This is a genomic window from Arthrobacter halodurans, assembly GCF_041877255.1.
GTDB lineage: Bacteria > Actinomycetota > Actinomycetes > Actinomycetales > Micrococcaceae > Arthrobacter_N > Arthrobacter_N halodurans.
Genome location: NZ_JBHDLJ010000021.1, coordinates 1 through 18,905, shown reverse-complemented (window position 1 = coordinate 18,905; position 18,905 = coordinate 1). Strand labels below are relative to the sequence as shown.

At 73.0% G+C, this 18,905-nt stretch carries 19 protein-coding genes; 11 read left to right on the top strand and 8 right to left on the bottom strand.

Going from position 1 to position 18,905, the window contains the following annotated elements; genetic code table 11:
• Window positions 1–105: 105 nt before the first annotated feature.
• From ACETWP_RS17085 to ACETWP_RS17075, 3 genes are all read right to left on the bottom strand, one after another.
• Window positions 106–1,590: an APC family permease gene (locus tag ACETWP_RS17085; RefSeq protein WP_373973493.1), complete on the bottom strand. Its 1,485-nt coding sequence runs from the start codon at window positions 1,588–1,590 to the stop codon at window positions 106–108.
• A 171-nt stretch (window positions 1,591–1,761) separates the two neighbouring features.
• Window positions 1,762–2,730 (bottom strand): AraC-like ligand-binding domain-containing protein, encoded by a 969-nt coding sequence (locus ACETWP_RS17080; RefSeq protein WP_373973492.1) that lies wholly within the window; start codon window positions 2,728–2,730, stop codon window positions 1,762–1,764.
• Between the two features lie 114 nt (window positions 2,731–2,844).
• Complete coding sequence (locus ACETWP_RS17075; protein ID WP_373973491.1) at window positions 2,845–3,438, bottom strand: TetR/AcrR family transcriptional regulator; 594 nt, start codon at window positions 3,436–3,438, stop codon at window positions 2,845–2,847.
• A 167-nt stretch (window positions 3,439–3,605) separates the two neighbouring features.
• Between ACETWP_RS17075 and ACETWP_RS17070 the strand changes: the two genes are divergently transcribed.
• Both ACETWP_RS17070 and ACETWP_RS17065 read left to right on the top strand, forming a co-directional pair.
• Window positions 3,606–5,588 (top strand): primary-amine oxidase, encoded by a 1,983-nt coding sequence (locus ACETWP_RS17070; protein WP_373973490.1) that lies wholly within the window; start codon window positions 3,606–3,608, stop codon window positions 5,586–5,588.
• Between the two features lie 10 nt (window positions 5,589–5,598).
• Complete coding sequence (locus ACETWP_RS17065; protein ID WP_373973489.1) at window positions 5,599–6,135, top strand: hypothetical protein; 537 nt, start codon at window positions 5,599–5,601, stop codon at window positions 6,133–6,135.
• Between the two features lie 75 nt (window positions 6,136–6,210).
• Here ACETWP_RS17065 and ACETWP_RS17060 read toward each other — a convergent pair whose 3' ends face one another.
• Both ACETWP_RS17060 and ACETWP_RS17055 read right to left on the bottom strand, forming a co-directional pair.
• Window positions 6,211–6,582: a hypothetical protein gene (locus ACETWP_RS17060; protein WP_373973488.1), complete on the bottom strand. Its 372-nt coding sequence runs from the start codon at window positions 6,580–6,582 to the stop codon at window positions 6,211–6,213.
• A 9-nt stretch (window positions 6,583–6,591) separates the two neighbouring features.
• Entirely contained in the window at window positions 6,592–7,251 is a 660-nt protein-coding gene (locus tag ACETWP_RS17055) for a hypothetical protein (protein WP_373973487.1), read from the bottom strand.
• A gap of 237 nt (window positions 7,252–7,488) precedes the next feature.
• Here ACETWP_RS17055 and ACETWP_RS17050 point away from each other — a divergent pair, with 237 nt between their 5' ends.
• Window positions 7,489–9,249, top strand: coding sequence for an alkaline phosphatase D family protein (locus ACETWP_RS17050; RefSeq protein WP_373973486.1), 1,761 nt, complete (start codon window positions 7,489–7,491; stop codon window positions 9,247–9,249).
• 24 nt (window positions 9,250–9,273) lie between these two features.
• Here the strand turns inward: ACETWP_RS17050 and ACETWP_RS17045 are convergent, their stop codons facing one another.
• Window positions 9,274–9,798, bottom strand: coding sequence for a hypothetical protein (locus tag ACETWP_RS17045; protein WP_373973485.1), 525 nt, complete (start codon window positions 9,796–9,798; stop codon window positions 9,274–9,276).
• Between the two features lie 363 nt (window positions 9,799–10,161).
• On the opposite strand from ACETWP_RS17045, the gene ACETWP_RS17040 reads away from it, so the two are divergent.
• The 5 genes from ACETWP_RS17040 to ACETWP_RS17020 all read left to right on the top strand — a co-directional run bounded on the left by ACETWP_RS17040 (window position 10,162) and on the right by ACETWP_RS17020 (window position 14,606).
• Window positions 10,162–10,410 carry a hypothetical protein gene (locus tag ACETWP_RS17040; protein ID WP_373973484.1) on the top strand — a complete coding sequence of 83 codons (249 nt, stop codon included), beginning with the start codon at window positions 10,162–10,164 and terminating at the stop codon, window positions 10,408–10,410.
• Window positions 10,411–10,552: 142 nt separating this feature from the next.
• Window positions 10,553–11,170, top strand: a complete 618-nt coding sequence (locus tag ACETWP_RS17035; RefSeq protein ID WP_373973483.1) for a MarR family winged helix-turn-helix transcriptional regulator — start codon at window positions 10,553–10,555, stop codon at window positions 11,168–11,170.
• Window positions 11,171–11,319: 149 nt separating this feature from the next.
• Window positions 11,320–11,853, top strand: coding sequence for a MarR family winged helix-turn-helix transcriptional regulator (locus ACETWP_RS17030; protein WP_373973482.1), 534 nt, complete (start codon window positions 11,320–11,322; stop codon window positions 11,851–11,853).
• A 206-nt stretch (window positions 11,854–12,059) separates the two neighbouring features.
• Window positions 12,060–12,761, top strand: a complete 702-nt coding sequence (locus ACETWP_RS17025; protein WP_373973481.1) for a type 1 glutamine amidotransferase domain-containing protein — start codon at window positions 12,060–12,062, stop codon at window positions 12,759–12,761.
• A 105-nt stretch (window positions 12,762–12,866) separates the two neighbouring features.
• Window positions 12,867–14,606 (top strand): BCCT family transporter, encoded by a 1,740-nt coding sequence (locus tag ACETWP_RS17020; protein WP_373973480.1) that lies wholly within the window; start codon window positions 12,867–12,869, stop codon window positions 14,604–14,606.
• A 74-nt stretch (window positions 14,607–14,680) separates the two neighbouring features.
• Here ACETWP_RS17020 and ACETWP_RS17015 read toward each other — a convergent pair whose 3' ends face one another.
• Window positions 14,681–15,727: an NAD(P)-dependent alcohol dehydrogenase gene (locus ACETWP_RS17015; RefSeq protein WP_373973479.1), complete on the bottom strand. Its 1,047-nt coding sequence runs from the start codon at window positions 15,725–15,727 to the stop codon at window positions 14,681–14,683.
• A gap of 144 nt (window positions 15,728–15,871) precedes the next feature.
• Here ACETWP_RS17015 and ACETWP_RS17010 point away from each other — a divergent pair, with 144 nt between their 5' ends.
• Entirely contained in the window at window positions 15,872–16,252 is a 381-nt protein-coding gene (locus ACETWP_RS17010; protein ID WP_373973478.1) for a PLDc N-terminal domain-containing protein, read from the top strand.
• Window positions 16,253–16,513: 261 nt separating this feature from the next.
• Here ACETWP_RS17010 and ACETWP_RS17005 read toward each other — a convergent pair whose 3' ends face one another.
• Window positions 16,514–17,362, bottom strand: coding sequence for a hypothetical protein (locus tag ACETWP_RS17005; protein WP_373973477.1), 849 nt, complete (start codon window positions 17,360–17,362; stop codon window positions 16,514–16,516).
• Window positions 17,363–17,502: 140 nt separating this feature from the next.
• Here ACETWP_RS17005 and ACETWP_RS17000 point away from each other — a divergent pair, with 140 nt between their 5' ends.
• Both ACETWP_RS17000 and ACETWP_RS16995 read left to right on the top strand, forming a co-directional pair.
• On the top strand, window positions 17,503–18,183 hold the full coding sequence (locus ACETWP_RS17000; RefSeq protein WP_373973476.1) for a DUF2238 domain-containing protein: 681 nt from the start codon (window positions 17,503–17,505) through the stop codon (window positions 18,181–18,183).
• Window positions 18,180–18,905 (top strand): glycosyltransferase family 2 protein (locus tag ACETWP_RS16995; RefSeq protein WP_373973475.1); only part of this gene is annotated, 726 nt, incomplete at its 3' end. The genes ACETWP_RS17000 and ACETWP_RS16995, both read left to right, overlap by 4 nt.

Genomic DNA, 18,905 nt, shown 5'->3' with positions numbered 1-18,905 from the left:
GGGTGGATCGGGGTGTGTCGCCGGTCGCCGAGACCGGCGCCGCGGACGGATCGGTCGGACAGGTCGGTGGGATGGGCCGGTTGGATGGGTCGGTGGTGGTTGGGCCTACTCGAGTTCCCCGCCGCGGCCGATGCCGGCGTACAGGTCGGGGCGGCGGCTGCGGAGCATCCACGCCCAGACGGTACCGGCGGCCCCCGGGATCAGGACCAGCGCCGGCAGCAGCCAGCTGAGGATGGAGTCGCCCTCGAGGCCGATCAGCACGTCGAAGTTGATGACGATCAGGGCGAACACCGCGACGAGCAGCGCGGCCGAGACGGTCGGGGCGATCGCGCGCGTCCACAGCGAGTACAGGTCGCGGTGCCGGCGGAAGTAGCCGACGACGGCGAGCGACGTCATGGCGAGCAGCAGCACCAGGCCGAACGCGCCCATGTTGGTCAGCCACGTGAAGAGCGTCAGCACCGGGAACAGCGGGCCGTACTCGTGCCCGGTGCCGGCGATCGCGAACACGGCGAGCAGGACCAGGGCGAGCGCCGACTGGGTCAGCGATCCGGCGGCCGGGGCTTGGGTGCGGCGGCTGATGCCCGCCAGGTAGGACGGCAGCACGCCCTCGCGGCCCAGCGAGAAGAAGTAGCGGGCCACGACCTGGTGGAACGCGATGAGCGCGGCCAGGAGGCTGGTGATGAACATGAGCTGGGCGAAGTCGGAGAAGACGGTGGCCGCGTGCTCGCTCAGGAAGACGAACATCAGGTCCGGCCCCATCTCCCGGGAGGCGGCAACGATCTGCGTCGGGCCGGTCCCGACGCTCATGGCCCACGCGGAGAACGCGTAGAACACGGAGATGACGATGACCGCGATGAACGTCGCGCGGCCCGCGGTCCGGCGCGGGTCCTTGACCTCCTCGTTGTAGATGGCGCCCGACTCGAACCCCATGAACGCGGCGATGCTGAACGCCAGCGCGGCTCCGACGCCCCCGACGAAGAGGGCCTGCGGCTCCAGCGCGGCGCCGGAGACGCCCTCCGGCGCGACCCGCAGGGCAACGACGTCGTACACCGCGACGACGACGAACTCGAGCGCCACGAGCACGCCGAGCACCTTCGCGGACAGGTCCACCTTGTTGATGCCGAACAGCCCGACGACGACCCAGCCCATGAGCGCGCACAGCCACCAGGCGAGTTCGGCGCCGGTCATGGCGGCGATGAAGGAGGACAGCGCGAACCCGAAGAGCCCGTAGATGCCGATCTGCATCGCGTTGTAGGAGACGATCGCGACCCACGCGGCGCCGACGCCGACCGGCTTGCCGAGGCCGCGGGCGACGTAGGCGTAGAACGCGCCGGCGTTGTGGATGTGGTGGCTCATCGCCGAGTATCCGACGACGAACAGGATCAGCACGGCGCCCAGCACGACGAAGGACAGCGGGATCCCGACGAGACCGGAGACGGCGAAGTTGCTGGTGACGCCGCCGGCGACGACGGTCAGTGGCGCCGAGGCGGCGATGATCATGAAGACCACGGCCGGGACGCCGAGGCGCCGCCGGCCCAGATGGGCTTCCGCCGGCGCCGGCGTGGCGCTGTGGGGGGCTTGGGTGGACATCGGTTGTTCCTCCGGGATCTCGGGGTGGTGCGGCGGACGGGCCGCCGGCCTGCGGTTCCTCGTACCCGTCACTGTCCTCCTGGGGCGGCGCCGGTGGCTTGTGTTTGCGCGTCGGTTCCTTGACGTCCCGCGCAGACCGTGGCCGCGGGTCCGACTTCGGGGGCGGGGCCGCTAGGCCGGCACCGCAGCGCGGCCCGGCGGCCCGGACTCGGCGGCGGCGCGGCGGTAGGCCGTGGGTGCCGCGCCGTAGGCGGCGCGGAAAACGCGGCTGAAGTGGGCGGCGTCGGGCAGGCCCCAGCGGGCGCCGATCGCCCCGACCGGAAGCTCGGCGTTGAGCGGGTCCAGCAGGTCGCGGCGACAGCGCTCGAGGCGCCGCTCCCGGATCCAGCCGGCCACCGTGCTGCCGGAGTCCGCGAAGAGCTTCTGCAGGCTGCGGGTGGAGATGTAGTGCGCGGCGGCGATCTCCGCCGGGGCCAGGCAGGGGTTGGACAGCTGGCCGTCGATGAAGTGCTGCACGCGGCGCAGCAGGCGGGACTGCCCGGCCTCCGCGCGGCCGGGGCGCGCGTACGCCTCGTCGGCCAGCAGCGTCGCGAGCAGGTCGACGACGTTCATCGCCAGCCGGTGCCCGATCGGCCCGTCGAGCTCGGGGAGCATGGCGCCGACCTGCGTCAGGAACGGCGCGACCGCCCGGCCGAGCCGGTGGCCCGAGCCCATCCGCACGGCCGTGAGGTCGGCGATGTCCTCCCGCGGAAGGCCGACGAGCTGCTGGGGGAACATCATCACCAGCGTGGTGAAGTCGCCGTCGAAGCTGAGCGTGTAGGGGCGCTGCGTGTCGTAGATGGCCAGGTCCCCCGGCGCCAGGAGCGTCTCCCGGCCGTCCTGCACCAGCAGCCCGTGACCGCTGACCTGCAGGTTGAGCTTGTAGTACGCGTGCTCGGACGCCGCGATGAGTTCCGGCGTGCGGCGGACCGCGTGCGCGGACGCGCCGACCTCGACGATCGCGAGCTCGTTCAGGCGCCGCCCGGACAGGTGGCCCGCGAACGGCCCGCGGCCGATCGGGTCCGCCTCGAGCGGCACGAAGGACCGGGAGACGAGTCGGCGCCACTCGTCGAAGCTGGCCGCGCGTTTCACGTGTTCCATGGGATCGGGTGCTTCCTGCCGGCGGGGGACTGTCGTCCATGTCACATTGCTGTGAATGTACGCCCTTGGCACCGCCGTGGGAAGCTTTTTCTCCGATTGTCGGAAAAAGAATCCCTACACGGCGCGCAGCATCCCGAGGTGCGAGTCCAGCTGGGCCACGAGCGCGTCGGGGCCGTTGTGCCCCGGATCGAGCACGGCGACCACCTGGGCGCCCAGCAGGAACGTCAGGAGACCCTCGGCGGCACTTCCGGCGTCGAGCCCCGCGCGCAACTCTCCGGCGGCGGCCGCCTCCGCCAGCCAGCGCAGCATGTCGCTCCGCCACCGCTCCATGGCCTCGTCGTTGGCGCTCAGCATCCGCGGGTCGTTGACGGCCATCTGCCAGAACGGCATGACGGCGCGCGCCTCGGCCAGCCGCTCGTCGTCGAGCGGAAGCACCTCGCAGGCGAAGGCGCGCAGCGCGGCCAGGCCGGCCAAGCCGCCGGTCGCCTCGGCGACGCGCCGGTTCGTGCGCCCGAAGACGTGGCCGAAGGCGGCCTGGATCAGGTCCGCCTTGGTCGGAAAGTACGGCTTGAGGGCGCCGTTCGCGAAGCCGGCCTCGGCGGCCACCTCCCGCAGGGTGGCCCCGTCGAGCCCGTGGCGGGCGATGATCCTCCACGTCGCGTCGACCAGTTCGGCGCGGCGCTGGTCGTGGTCGACGATCTTGGGCATGCAGTCCACCGTTTCTTCCGCGTCGTGTGCCGTCCCCAGAATCGTAGTCGGACAACCCCTTGTGGATCGCCGCGGCCGTCGTTATTGTCTACCGTAGTAGAAAAAAGATGTGACGTGGTTCACGGTGCGCCGCCCGGCGCCCGTTCCTCACCCACCCAGGAGTCCCCATGAACCCGCAGCAGCCCCCCACGGAAACCGCCGCCCCGGCCTGCCACGGCGCTGGCGCCGACGTCAACGCCGCGGCCGCGCCGGACACCGCGGCCGGCGCGTACTCGCTCCCGTCCGCCGCGGAGATCCTCGCGGCCCGCGCCCTGCTGGAGGCCGAGGGGCTCTTCGGCGAGACCGCGCGGATCGCCTACCTAGGCCTCGTGGACCCGCCGCGCGGCACGCCGTCCGACGCCCCCGTCGATCGGCGCTTCCGCGTCTTCCTGCTCGACACCTCCGGGGGGCGCCCGCGCGACGTGGTGCTCTCGGTGACGCGCGGCGCCGTCGACTCTGTCGCGGAACTGGACACCTCCCTCACGGGCGAGCTGCCCGTGCTGGAGGAGGAGTTCGAGGTCGTCGAGCGCATCCTCTCCACGGACCCGGCGTGGCTCGCCGCCCTCGGGCGCCGGGGCCTGGACGTCGCGAACGTCCGCGTCGCCCCGCTCTCCGCCGGGGTGTTCGAATACCCCGAGGAGAAGGGGCGGCGCATCCTGCGCGGCCTCGCGTTCGTCCAGGACTTCCCCGAGGACTCCGCGTGGGCGCACCCGGTCGACGGACTCGTCGCGTACGTCGACGTCACCACCGGGACGGTCGACCAGGTCCTGGACACCGGCGTCGTGCCCATCCCGGCCGAGCACGGCAACTACACCGACCCCGAGCTGACCGGCCCGCTGCGCACCACGCAGAAACCCATCGAGATCACCCAGCCGGAGGGCCCGTCGTTCACGGTCTCCGGCGGGAACCACGTCGAATGGGAGAAGTGGAGCCTCGACGTCGGCTTCGACGTCCGCGAGGGCCTGGTGCTGCACAACATCTCCTTCGACGACGGCGGGCGGCGCCGGCGCATCCTCAACCGGGCGTCGATCGCCGAGATGGTGGTCCCCTACGGCGACCCCTCCCCCATCCGCAGCTGGCAGAACTACTTCGACACCGGGGAGTACCTGGTGGGGCAGTTCGCGAACTCCCTGGAACTGGGGTGCGACTGCCTCGGCGAGATCCACTACATCTCCCCCACGGTCGCCGACGCGCGCGGCAACCCCCGCGAGATCCGCAACGGCGTCTGCATGCACGAGGAGGACTTCTCGATCCTCTCCAAGCACTCCGACCTGTGGAGCGGGGTCAACTACACCCGCCGGAACCGGCGCCTGGTCATCTCCTTCTTCACGACCGTCGGCAACTACGACTACGGCTTCTACTGGTACCTGTACCTCGACGGCACCATCCAGTTCGAGGCCAAGGCCACGGGCGTCGTGTTCACCAGCGCCTACCCCGGCAAGGGCCATCCGTACGCCTCGGAGATGGCCCCCGGGCTGGGCGCGCCGTACCACCAGCACCTCTTCAGCGCGCGGCTGGACTTCGCGCTCGACGGCGGCCCCGGCCGCGTGTTGGAGGAGGAGGCCGTGCGCGTGCCGACCGGGCCGGAGAACCCGCGCGGCAACGCGTTCACCCGCAAGCGCACGGTGCTGGCCCGCGAGTCGGAGGCGCAGCGGGACGCGAACATGGCGGCCGGCCGCACCTGGGTTGTCTCCAACCCGGAGTCCCTGAACCGCCTCGGCGAGCCCGTCGCCTACAAGCTGCACCCCGAGGGGCAGCCCACCCTGCTGGCCGACGCGGGGTCCTCGATCGCGCGGCGCGCGGCGTTCGCGACCAAGGCGCTGTGGGTGACGCGGTACGACGAGGACCAGCGCTACCCCACCGGCGACTTCCCGAACCAGCACGCGGGCGACGGCGGGCTGCCGGAGTGGACGGCCGCGGACCGCGACCTCGACGGACAGGACCTGGTGCTTTGGCACACCTTCGGCCTCACGCATTTCCCGCGCGTCGAGGACTGGCCGATCATGCCCGTGGACCAGACCGGCTTCCGGCTGCGTCCCGAGGGCTTCTTCGACCGCTCCCCCGTCCTCGACGTGCCGGCGCCCGCGTCCGGCAAGCACTGCCACCAGTAGGGCGCGCCCCATGGCACAGCTCGCCGCCGGACCCGCGGCAACGCCCCGGCGCCCCAGCACTCCGGCACGCCGCGTCCGCCGGGCCGCCCTGCCCGCGGCGGACCGGCCGGCACCCTGCCCGGCGGTCGCGTGCGCGCGGGAGCGGCGGTCCGCCCGGGCCGCCGCGCTCGCCGCGGGCCTCGCGGTGGCCGCGCACGCCTGGGTGCTCGTGGCGCACCCCCACGGTCCGTGGCTGACGGGGCTGCTCGCATTCATGGCGGCGGTCTGCGCGGCCTGCGCCGTGGAGGCGTGGCGGCGCCCGTCCCGCGAGGGGCTCGCGGTGCTGCTGGGCATGTCCGCGGCGATGGCCGTGTTCCACCTGGCCCTGGCCCAGGGCCTTCCGGGCGGACACGCGGCGCACGGAGCCGGAGCGCTGCCTCCCGGCGCGGCGGCCGCCGGACCCGGCGCCGCGGCCGCCGCCCCGGACGGCGCGTGGATGCTCGGCATCGCGGCCCTGGAACTCGGCGTGGCGCTGGCCGCCGGGATCGCGCTGCGCCGTCGGGCCTGAACCGGCGCGCACCCCCGGGGGTCGCCGACGGCCGGGACCGGCCGACGGGACCCCCAGCGGGGACCGTACGCGGGTCTACACCCGGATCAGCAGCTTGCCGTGGTTGCGCCCCTCGAGCAGGCCGATGAACGCCTGGGGCGCGTTCTCCAGCCCGTCGACGACGTCCTCCCGGTACTTGACGGTGCCGTCCCCGACGAGCGCGGCCATGTCCCGCTGGAACGCGTCCCAGTGTTGGGCGCGGAACTCGGTCTGGATGAAGCCGCGGATGGTCAGGCTGCGGTTCAGCACGGTGCGCATCAGGCCGGGGAGCCGGTCCGGGGCCGCGGCGTCGCCGGTCGCGTTGTACTGCGAGACCAGGCCGCAGACCGGCAGGCGCCCGTAGAGGTTCATCAGCGGCAGCACCGCCTCCAGCACACGCCCGCCCACGTTCTCCCAGTAGACGTCCACGCCGTCCGGTCACGCCGCCGCCAGCCGCTCCCCGAAGTCCTCGGAGCGGTGGTCGATGGCGGCGTCGAAGCCGAGATCCTCGACCAGGTAGGCGCACTTCCGCGGGCCGCCCGCGATGCCGACGGCGCGCGCCCCGGCCGCCCGGGCCAGCTGCCCGACCGTCGCGCCGACCGGCCCGGCGGCCGCGGCGACCACCAGGGTCTCGCCCTCCCGGACGCGGCCGATCTCGGCCAGGCCCGCGTACGCGGTGAAGCCGGGCATCCCGAGCACGCCCAACGCGGTCGATGCGGGCAGCCCGTTCGCCGCCACGGCCCGGGCGTGGGCCCCGGGCACGACGGCGGCGCTCTGCCAGCCGCCGTACGCGACCACCAGCTGCCCCGGCGCGAAGTCCGGGTGGCGGCTCTCGAGCACCTCGGAGACGGTCTCGGCCGGGAGCACGTCCCCCACCGGTGTCGGGGCGGCGTAGGACTTCCCCGCGGACATCCGACCGCGCATATAGGGGTCCAGCGAGATGTAGCGGTGGCCCACGAGCAGCTCCCCGTCGGCGGGAGCCGGGAGTTCGGCCTCCTCGGTGCGGAACGTGGCCGCCGTGGGCGTGCCGTGCGGACGCTCGGCCAGCACGATGCGGGTGGTGTGGCGCGGGATGCGGTGCGTGGTGTCCTCGGTCATCCCCTCAGGCTAGCCCCCGGAGAACTCGGGTCTACCGGAAGGGACCGGTTTGCGGCACGCTGTACTCAGCACACAGAACAGCGCAACCGCGAGCACTCAGCACAGCAGCCAGCAACCCGCGCCGACCGGCGGCACCGAACCGCCGCACGTTTCCCGCGGGGGGCGAACTGCTCCCCCAGGAAGGTCCAGCGTGTCGTCGATCCCCCCATGCCCTCCGGGCCGCCGTACGGTAGGACCATGAGCGAAGGCGTAGAAGCGGACAGCGGCGGGACCACGGACGGGTCGCCGCTGGTGCTGGGACCCATGCTGCGGTACGTGGACGAGACCAGCGCGAGCATCTGGGTCGAGACGCGGGATGCCGGCACCGTCGTCGTGCGGGCCGGCGGCGACTCCTGGAGTGCGCGCACCTTCGGCGCCCACGGACACCACTACGCGCTCGTCGAGGCCTCCGGGCTGGAGCCCGGGACCCGCCGCGAGTACTCCGTGGAGTTCGAGGGCGCGCGGGTCTGGCCGCCGCGGGACGGGGAGTACCCGGCCCCGTCAATCAACACGCTGCACCCGGACCGGCGCCTGCGCATGGCCTTCGGCTCCTGCCGCACCAGCGTCCCGCACGACCAGCGCGGCCACCGCACGCACGGAGTCGACGCCATGCGCTCCTACGCGCTCGCCCTGGCCTCCGGGGACGAAGCAGACTGGCCGGACCTGGCGCTGTTCCTCGGCGACCAGGTGTACGCGGACGTGACCAGCGAGGAGATGAAGGACTTCATCCGGGCCCGCCGCGACATCGAAGAGGTCCCCGGCCCCGAACTGAAGGACTACGAGGAGTACGCCCACCTCTACCGGCTGGCCTGGTCCGACGCGGCGAACCGCTGGCTCCTCTCCACCCTGCCCAGCGCCATGATCTTCGACGACCACGACATCCGCGACGACTGGAACGCGTCCCAGAGCTGGCGTCGGAAGATGGAGGCCACGTCGTGGTGGCACGGGCGCATCGTCGCCGGCCTGGGCTCGTACTGGATCTACCAGCACCTCGGGAACCTTTCCCCCGACCAGCGCGCCGAGGACGAACTCTGGCAAATGGTGGCCGGCCACGACGGCGCCGCGGAGCTGGACCTGACCGACGCGCTGGACGCCCTGGCCGACCGCGCGGACCGGGACCCGGCGAGCTACCGCTGGAGCTACGCCCGGGACTTCGGCGACGTCCGGCTGATCGTCGTCGACTCGCGCTCGGCCCGCGTGCTCGAGCCCGCCGAGCGCTCGCTGCTCGACGAACCCGAGATGGAGTGGCTGGACGGGAAGATGCGCGGCGGATTCCGGCACCTGCTGATCGGCACGTCGCTCCCGTTCCTGCTCCCCGCAGGACTGCACCACGTGGAATCCTGGAACGAGGCGGTGTCCACGGCCCCCGTGTTCAGCGAGGCCGGCGGGCGGCGCGACGGCGGCGCGCGCCGCGGCATGTGGGGGCGGACCGGCGAACGGGTGGGCGAGCGCCTGCGGCAGGGGCTGGACCTGGAGCACTGGGCCGCGTTCCAGCGCAGCTTCCACGACATGGCCCGCATGGCGATGGAGGTCGCCGACGGGCGCCGAGGCACCGCCCCGGAGACCGTCACGTTCCTCTCCGGCGACGTGCACTTCTCCTACGTCTCCGAGGTGGAGCGCGACTCCGGCAGCCGCCTGGTGCAGGCCGTCTGCTCGCCGATCCGCAACCCGCTCCCGCGGTTCATGCGCTTCTTCTCCGCCGCCATGGCCTACGGGCCGGCGGCCCCGATGGGCGCCGCCGTCGCGCGGTCCATGCACGTCCCGGACCCGCCGTTCAAGTGGAACGGGATCAAGGGCCCCTGGTTCGACAACAACCTGGCGGTCCTCGAGGACACCACGGGCGGCCTGATCCTCCGCTGGGTCACCGGCGTCGTGCGCGACGGCGACCACGAGCACCCGGGGCTGGACACCGTCGCGGAGCTCACCCTGGGCGAGCGTTCCACGCCCGACGCCGTCTGAGCGTCCCCGCGGAGCCGCGGCGTCTCACGGGGACACCACCGCGGCGGCGGGGGTTGTCCGGTGGGACCGGACGGGGTCATCCGCGCGGTCGCGGAGCAGCTGGTCGAGCACCCATTCCTGCCGCGTCGACAGGGAACCGTTGCCCCTGGAGCAGACCTGGGCGCCCATCCACGCCGCGAGCCGCTTCTCCCCCGGGGTCCCGGGCCCGGAGACCCGGGGAAGGCGGCGGTACTCCCGCGCGAATTCTTCGATCTCCCGCGCCATGCTCTCCCAGGACCGCGCGCGTCGCGGGGCCGGCAGCAGGTCGTTCAGGGTCGATCGCAAGAGCTGGTCCTCCGAGGCGGTCATGCCCCCGGAGCGTTGGCGTCGCAACTGGTTCTCGAGCCAGCGGAACAGCCGCCGCTCGGCGGGATCGCCCGTGGCCCCGCCGGGAAGGCGCCCGGCGTCGCGGACGAACGCATCGACGTCGGACAGCCGGGCCATCCACGCGGTGTCGAGCGTGATGTGCCGCGCCGGGGCCGGTGCCGCTTCGACGGGATGCAATGCCACGGGGTTCCTCTCGGAGATCAGTTACTTAGCTAAACTAGATAATAGCCAGACGCCTTAGCGGCTTGTCCAGCTCCGGGATCCGCGGAATCCCCGAAGGTGAAACCGGCCGGTCCTTGTAGAAAAACGTGAAGCTAGACAATCTAACTAGTTCGTCTATTCTATGGTGAGGAACACTTCGACACGGGGGACAACATGGCGGCCACTACTCTGCGGTTCTGCGACGACGAGCCTCTCGGCGGCGGCCGGGCCCCCGGCCGCGGCCCCGCCGCATCCGCCGCGCACCATCCAGCCCCACGCGACCCCGGCCCGCGCGGCCCAGGCCCGCGCGATCAGGACCCGCGCGATCAGGACCTCCGCCGGGTCATGCCGCTCATCCGCACCGGCGACACCGACGCGTTCGAGGTGTTCTACGACCTCACCTCCCCACTCGCCTACGGACTCGCCTGCCACCTCCTGGGCGCGGGGCCGGCGGCGGAGCGGGCCCTGGAAAACGCCTACCGCACCGCGTGGGCCACCGCGCGCCACCGGGCCCCCCGTCCCGAGGACGCGGTGCACTGGATCCTCGGGCTGGTCCAGGACCAGGCGGACGCGCCCCCGGCACGGACCGCGTGAGGCGGCATGAACCCGTCGGCGCCCCGCGCGCGCTTCCGGTATTTTTGATGGACCACCAGCATGTCGAGACCACGCAGACCGGCACTGGACACACTGCGACAGGCACACTGCGACGAACCGAGGAGCCGCGACGATGGCGTCCATGACGAGCGAGGGCCACGGCCCCTCCGGGTATTGGTACCGCAAGGCCACCGAGGGGGACGGCACGACGGCGATCCTCAACGCGCTGCGCGACTACACGACGTCGGAGGCCGCCATGCGCCGCCGGACCCGCGAGTCCATGGGCATGGGCGCGAACGACCTCCTGGCGCTGCGCTTCCTCTTCCAGGACAAGCGGTCCGGCCGCGTGTCCCGGCCCCGGGACCTGGCGCACCGCCTGGGCATCACCTCGGCGTCGGTCACCACGCTGGTGGACCGCCTCATCGCCTCGGGGCACATCCAGCGCCAGCAGGACCCCAACGACCGGCGGTCGATCATCCTGCAGCCCACGCCGGACGCGGACAGGGAGGTCCGGCACACCCTCGGCGGGATGCACGAGCGGATGCGCGCCGCCGCCGGCGGCATGACCGACGCCGACACCGCGGTCGTCGTCGGATTCCTGCGGCGCATGACGGAGGCGGTCGACGCGGTCGACGCCGCGCCCGACTCCGCGGCCGGGGCGGGGCACGTCGGGCCCGCCGCGTCCGATGCCGCGCCGGGGGGCGCCGCCCCCGGGGACGAGGCACCCGGCGGCCCGGGACACACGTCGACCCACCCGTGACGGGCGATCATTAGAGGGACTAGAAACAAGGGAAACAGACTTCCAGAGAGCGCGGTGGTAGCCTCGGTGCATCGGGTACCAGCGGGCGCAGAGTGCTCCGTTAGCCCGAAGGCCCCCTACCCGGCGACATCTAGGGAGGAATGGGATTCATGCCAGCGACCCCCGCACACGCCAAGCCGACGGGAAAGGGACAGCGCGAACGGTCCCCGGAACCGCGTCCCGAGATCGTCGAGGCCCTCCAGGAGTTCACCAGCGCCGAGGCCGCGATGCGCCGACGCAGCCGCCGCGTCCTGCCGTTGGGCGAAACCGATCTCCTGGCCCTGCGCCACCTCCTGCGCGACCAGATCGCGGGCAACATCACCCGTGCCGGGGACCTGGCCCGCGCCCTCGGCATCACCACGGCCTCGACGACCAGCCTGATCGACCGCCTGGCCCGCGACGGCTACCTGGTCCGCGAGAACGACCCCACGGACCGCCGGTCGATCGTCCTGGTCCCGACGGCCCAGGCCATGGCCCCGAGCGCCGGCCCCGAGTCGCTGATCCAGCAGATCCTTCTGGACGCCACGGTCGGGCTCAACGACACCGAGGCGACGCGCATCGTCGAGGTCCTGCGGCGGCTGGCCCGGGCCCTCGACGGCATTGACGCCGACGCGCTGACCGAGCCCCAGCACGGCGGTTCCTGAGGGCCCTCCGGGACGCGCGGCGGGGCGGGACGCCCGGCGCCGCGGAAGAGCGGCACGGTGCCGCGGGTCGGCATCGCGCGTAATCCCGGGACAGCGCCGGGCGGAATAGCGCGGCGGGGACGGGTGTTGCCGCTTAAGCGCCCCCGATCCATACCCCACGTGCCGCGGCGTCCGCGCCGAGGCACCGAACGCGAGGAGAACACCCCATGGCAAACATCCTGATGGTCGTCTCGGCCGCCGACTCCCTGACGATGAAGGACGGCAGCGAGCATCCCACCGGCTACTGGGCCGAGGAACTCGTCGAATCGCACCGGGCCCTCCGCGCCGCGGGCCACACGGTCCACCTCGCCACCCCCGGCGGGGCCAAGCCCACCGTCGACCAGGTCAGCCTCGCCCCGGACAACGCCGGCGGCGAGGCCAAGGCCGCCCTGTTCAAGGCGTACCTGGACGAGATCGACGCCGAGCTGTCCTCCCCGCTCGTCCTGGCCGAGGTCGACGCGGCCGCGTACGCCGCCGTCGTGCTGCCCGGCGGGCACGGCCCGATGGCCGACCTCGCCTTTGACCACGACCTCGGCGCCCTGCTGCGCGCCGCGGACGCCGACGGCACGGTCATCGCCCCCTTCTGCCACGGCCCGGCCGGGCTGCTCGCCGCCAAGCACGACGACGGGCGCTTCGTCTTCGCCGGGCGCCGCCTCGCGGTCTTCACCAACGAGGAGGAGCTCAACGGCGGGACGGGAGAGAACACCCCCTGGCTCGTCGAGGACGTCCTGCGCGACGAGGGCGCCGTCGTCGATTCCGGACCGGCCTGGCAGAGCCACGTGGTGCGCGACGGCAACCTCATCTCGGGCCAGAACCCGCAGTCCAGCGGCGACGTGGCCCGGCAGGTGCTGGCGGCGCTCGAGGCCTAACCGCCGCGGCGCCGACCCCCGGTCGCGCGTGCGGGCGCCCCCGCGGGGGCGCCCGCGGAACCGCGCGCCCGCGTCCGCGCGAGGCGCACCGCCTACGATGGATGGGTGAAACCCTCGACCAGCAGCCCACCCGTCCACCCTTGGGTCTTCTGGCCCTCAGCAGCGATCATCCTGGTTTTCGCACTCTACGCCATCGTTTTGCCGCAGAGCGCGGAGTCGCTGTTCGCGTCGGTCCAGGAACGGATCGTCAACAACTTCAACTGGTACTACGTGCTCATCAGCACCATCTTCGTGGGCTTCTGCCTGTGGGTGGGCTTCAGCCGCTTCGGCGACATCAAGCTGGGCAAGGACGACGACGAGCCCGAGTTCTCGCTCCGCTCCTGGTTCGCCCTCCTCTTCGCCGCCGGCATGGGCATCGGTCTGGTCTTCTACGGCGTCAGCGAGCCGCTCAGCCACTTCGCGTCCCCCAAGCCGGGCGTCACCGGCACGGACCCGCAGCTCGCGCAGCAGGCGCTGAGCCAGACGTTCCTGCACTGGGGCTTCCACGCCTGGTCCATCTACGTGGTGATCGGGCTGGCCCTGGCCTACGCGATCCACCGCCGGGGCCGCCCGATCTCCATCCGCTGGACCCTGGAGCCGTTGCTGGGCAACCGCGTCCGCGGCGGCGCCGGCAACGTGATCGACGTCGTCGCGCTCGTGGGCACCGTCTTCGGGGTCGCGACCTCGCTCGGGCTGGGCGTGCTGCAGATCGGCGCGGGGCTGGAAAGCGCCGGGCTGGTGGAGGTGTCCGACTTCCTGAACGTCGTCATCATCTGCGTCATCACCGCGGCCGTCCTGTTCTCCGTGCTCTCGGGCGTGTCCAAGGGCATGAAGTGGCTCTCCAACATCAACCTGGTGCTGGCGGGCATCCTGGTGCTCTTCATCCTGGTCGTGGGCCCCAGCCAGTTCCTGCTCCGCGACTTCGTCCAGTCCGTCGGCAACTACCTGCAGAACTTCCTCGGCCTGTCCTTCAACGTCAGCGCGTTCGCCGGCACCGAGGGCGAGGCCTGGCAGGCCTCCTGGACCTCGTTCTACTGGGGCTGGTGGGTCTCGTGGGCGCCGTTCGTGGGCATCTTCATCGCCCGGATCTCCCGCGGACGCACCGTGCGCCAGTTCGTGGCCGGCGTCGTCCTGGTCCCCACGCTCGTGACCATGCTCTGGTTCTCCGTGCTCGGCGGCACCGCGCTGTACTCCGAGCTCAACGGCCCCGGCGGCCTGGTCGGCGAGGACGGCAGCGTCAACCTCGAGGGCGCGCTGTTCCAGATGCTGCAGCAGCTCCCCGCGGGCTCCGTGCTGGTCTTCGGCACGCTCCTGCTCATCGCGATCTTCTTCGTGACGTCGGCCGACTCCGGCTCCCTCGTGATGTCGATGATCGCGACCGGCGGCGACCCCGAGCCGCGGCCGTGGATCCGGGCGTTCTTCGCGGTGGCCACGTCGCTGCTGGCCACGGCCCTCCTGTTCGCCGGAGGACTCGACGCGCTCAAGACGGCCGCCATCATCATCGCCCTGCCCTTCAGCGTGGTCATGCTGGCGATCTGCTGGGCCACGGTCCTCGCGTTCTCGCGCGAGTCGAAGGCCTACGACCGCGCCCGCCGGGTGGCGCTCGTGGGCCACATCGGCGACGTCTACGGGCTGGAGGTCGAGGAGCCGAACCGCTCCGGCGGCCAGGCCCAGAAGCCGCGCCCGCGCTTCGGCCTGCCCACGCGCCGCCGCGGCGAGCGGGACGCCGAAGCGGCCGCCGGTGGCGACGCGGACCGGCCGGCCGCGGAGCGGTCGGGCGAGCCGGAGGGAACCCCCGTCCCGTAGGAGCACCACCCTGCGACGCGGCGGCCCGGCCGCGGGATCCGTCCCGCGGCCGGGCCGCCGCGTCGCGTCGTGGGCTAGTTCCCGTGCGGCACCACGACGGCGCGGCCGCTCAGCTCCCCGGCCTCCAGCCGGCGGTACGCCTCGAGCGCGTCGTCCAGGGCGAAGCGCTCGATCTCCGGGACGATCTGCCCCGCCCGGTACATCTCCACCACCTCGTGGAGGTCGGGGATCGTTCCCCAGTAGGTGTTGGAGATCGTGGACTCGTACGGTGCCGTGAAGAAGCTCCACTCGTACGGCCCGCCGTCGATCCCGATGACGATCAGCCGGCCACCCTGCGCCATCGAGGCGGCGCAGGTGGCGATCGTCGGCGAAGCCCCGACGACGTCGAACGCGGCGTCGACGCCGCGGCCCCCGGTGATCTCGCGGATGCGCTCCACCTGCCCCGGCCCGGCGGGGACGACGACGGCGCCGGCGGCCTCCGCCGTCCGCATCGCCTCCTCCTTCATGTCCGTGGCGATGACCGTGGCGCCGGTGAGCGCCCTGAGGATCTGCACGGCGATCTGTCCGAGCCCGCCCAGCCCGACCACCAGGGCGAACCGGCCTCCCCCGGCCAGCTGCGGCAGGGCCGTCTTGATCGCGTGGTACGGGGTCAGCGCCGCGTCCGCGAGCGGGGCCGCGGCCACCGGGTCGGCGTCGCCGAGCGGGACCAGGTTCCGGGCGGGGGCGGTCACGTACTCCGCCATGCCGCCGTCGCGCCCCAGTCCGATGGCCATGTACGGGTTGGTCGCCGCGTTCCGGCACAGCGTGTCCGCGCCGGCGGCGCAGGCGGCGCACCGGTGGCAGCCCACCGGCCCGTAGACGAGGTACGCGCCGCCGATCTCGAGGCCCTCGACGCCGGCGCCGACCTCCTCGACCCATCCCGAGCTCTCGTGCCCGAGCACGAAGCCCGGCGTCTGCGCACCCGGCTGGCCCTCCGCGAAGTCACGGTAGACGGCCACATCCGAGTGGCAGGCGCCCGCCCCCGCGACCCTCAGGAGCACCTCGCCGGGTCCCGGGACGGGCCGGGGGACGTCCTTCAGGACGGGAAAGGACTGGTAGTTCTCGAACACGACCGCGCGCATGGGGACACCTTTCGGGCACAGGGCTGGGGGTCCCAGCCTCTCCCACTTTCGTGCCGCGGGGAAGGGCGTCCCGCTCTGGCCCGCCGGCGCCGCCGGGCCTATGATGCGTTGCATCCGGCATCCGGCGCCGCCTGGGAGGCAGACGTGAATTTCTTGGAAACCCTGTGGTCGATCGTGCTGTTCGTGGTCTTCGTGTCCTACTTGGTGATGCTGTTCCACATCGTCACCGACCTGTTCCGGGACCGGGACCTGCAGGGCTGGGTCAAGGCGCTGTGGTTCCTGCTCCTGCTGGTGCTGCCCATCCTGACGGCGCTCATCTACCTCATCGTCCGCGGCACCGGCATGGCCGCCCGGAACGAGGTGCGGGCGATGGCCGCCGAGGCCGCGGTCGAGGACCGCATCCGCTCGATCGCCACGACCCCGAGCACGCCGGCGCGCCAGATCGCCGACGCCCAGGCCCTGCTGGACTCCGGCGGCATCACCGAAGAGGACTTCCGGACGCTGAAGGCCAAGGCGCTGGGGTAGCCGCGGTCCCATGCCGCGGCGCCTACCCGCACCTGGCCGTTCCCGGCAGGATCTAGCCGCGCGAACGCGCCCACCCTAGACTGCCCAGCATGGACAGCAAGCGCCCCACACCGAAGAGCACCGCCGTCGTCCTGGCGGCGGTGGCCGTCGCCGGCCTCGTCGTGGCCGGACTCGCGTCCGTCGTCGCCCGGCTGGGCCGCCGGGGCGTCTGGGCCTGCAGGGGACGGGGCGACGGGGACGCCCCGCAGCGCCCGCGGGCCGCTAGTCGCCGAAGCCGGCGCGGTCCACCCGCCGGTGGAAGCGCATTCCCGCCAGTCCTCCCAGGATGGCCCCGGTAAGGCAGACGGCCGCGGCGACCAGCGCCGCGATCAGCCCCTGGAGCGTCGCGTCGCCGCCGACCTGGATCCTCGGGATGGCGCCGCCCTGGCCGGGCACGTCGAACCGGTCCCCGGCGACCAGCGCCAGTCCGCCGAGCACGAGGGCGATGAACACGCCCCAGACCCACACCGCCACGCCCTGCCGGGCACCGTTGAAGCGCGCCATCCGGCCGGCCACGTAGCCCCCGCAGTAGTAGGCGACCAGGAGGATCGCCAGCAGGACGATCACGCCGACCAGTCCAGCGCCCTCCGGGTTCCGCGCCGCCTGCTCGGCCACGTCGTCGAGTGTGGCCGTTCCGGACGCCGCACCCAGGGCCGCGGCCAGGGCGGTGAGCAGGATGGCGGTGCCCGTGGCGGTCAGCCAGCCGAAGAACGCCGAACCGATCTTCACGCCCCCGAACTCCTGGATCTCGCGCTCCAGGACGCTTTTCCGGTCCAGGGCGGTGGCCGCGCCGACGGCGGTCGAGCCCGCACCGGCCGACCCGATGCCGCGTTCCCGGCGGGCCGCGACGTCCGTCTCCGGCTCCAATGGCGTGGTGCGGGTGTGCGACATCGCCGCGGTCTCCGGCTCCGGCGGGGTCGTGCGGGTGTGCGACATCGCCGCGGTCTCGGGCTCGCTCCGCGCGTCCCGGGTGTGCGGGATCGCCGCGGTCTCCGGCTCGCTCGCCGCGGCTGCCCCGCGGTCCTCCGGCCGGCCTGCCGGCGTCTTCGCCGCGTCGTCGCTGGTGCTCATGGGGGGCTCCTGCTCTGTGGGGCCGGCCCGGGACACCGTGCGTGCCCGGGCCGGCGGAGTTTCTCGGCTTCGTGACAAAACCATTGCAGGATTGACCTGCTTTGGGAAGCGACACCCCGGCGTCCCGCTACGCTGGACGCATGACCATCCCCGCGGCGCCGCACCGCGCCCCCGCCTACGCGGAGCGCTTCCGGCTGGCGCCGACGGACCTGGGGCGCGCGGTCGGGGCGCTGGCCGTGCCGGCCGGATGGGCCGTCGGCGGCCCGGTCTCTGCTTCCGTGATGCTCCTGGCGCTCGGCGGGCTGTGGGCGCTGCGCTACTACGCGCGCACACCGCTCGAGGACGCCGTGGGGCAGACCGTCATCCTGTGCGCCGGCTGGTTCAGCGTCGTCGGCGCCTACGCGACGGTGGCCGGGCTCGACCTCGCGGTGCACGTGGCCGCCCCGCTGGTCCTGACCCGGCTGGCCTGGGACATGCTGGTCGTCCACCGGCTGGCCCACCCGCCCCTCGAGGGGCACCCGCGGCTTCGCGCGGGGTCCGCGATCGCGGCGGCCTCCCTCGGCACGCTGCTCGGCGTGCTCTGGGAAATCGGCGAATGGGCCGGACACGAGTTCCTCACCCGCGACATCGGGGTGGGTTACCGGGACACCATCGGCGACCTGGCCGCCACGCTGCTCGGCGCCTCCGCGGGCGCGGTTCTGGCGACGCGGCCGCGGCACGTCCCGGTGTCCGACTCCCCGCAGTCCGATCCCTCGCTGTCCGATCCTTCGCTGCCAGGGTCCCCGGCGTCCGGATCCCCGGCGCCGAATACCGCGCCGTGACGCGGCTGTCCGTCGTCGTCCCTGTCCTGGACGACGCCGAACACCTCGCCGTGCTGCTGCGCCTGCTGGCCGCGCAGACGCGGCCGGCGGACCAGCTCGTGGTGGTGGACAACGGCTGCACGGACGGCAGCGCGGACCTCGCGCGCGCCGCGGGCGCCGTCGTCGTCCGCGAGGAGATCCGCGGCATCCCCGCGGCGGCGGCACGCGGCTACGACACGGCGGACGGCGACATCGTGGTCCGCTGTGACGCCGACACGCGGCCGCCCGCGGACTGGCTGGAGCGGATCGCCCGGCGCTTCGAGCGGGAGGCGCGCCTCGACGCGCTCACGGGACCGGGAACCTTCTACGACCTCCCGCGCTGGTGGGGGGCGCCGGCAGCCGTCCTGTATGCCCTCGGATACTTCGTCGGGGCCGGCAGCGGCATCGCCGCGTGGCCGCTCTGGGGCTCGAACATGGCCTTCCGCCGCGGGCTCTGGGAGCGGGTCGGCCCGCACATCGCCCGCGACCGGAACGACGTCCACGACGACCTGGACTTCAGCTGCCGGATGGGCCCGGAAACCGCCGTCCGGTTCGATCCCCGGCTGCGCGTCGGCGTCGCGGGGCGCATGTTCCACAACCGCGCCGCCGCCGCGCGCCGGCTCACCCTCGCCGTGGGCACACTGCGGCTGAACTGGGCCGCCAGCGGCCCGGGCGACCGCTGGGTGGAGCGGGTCCGCCGGACG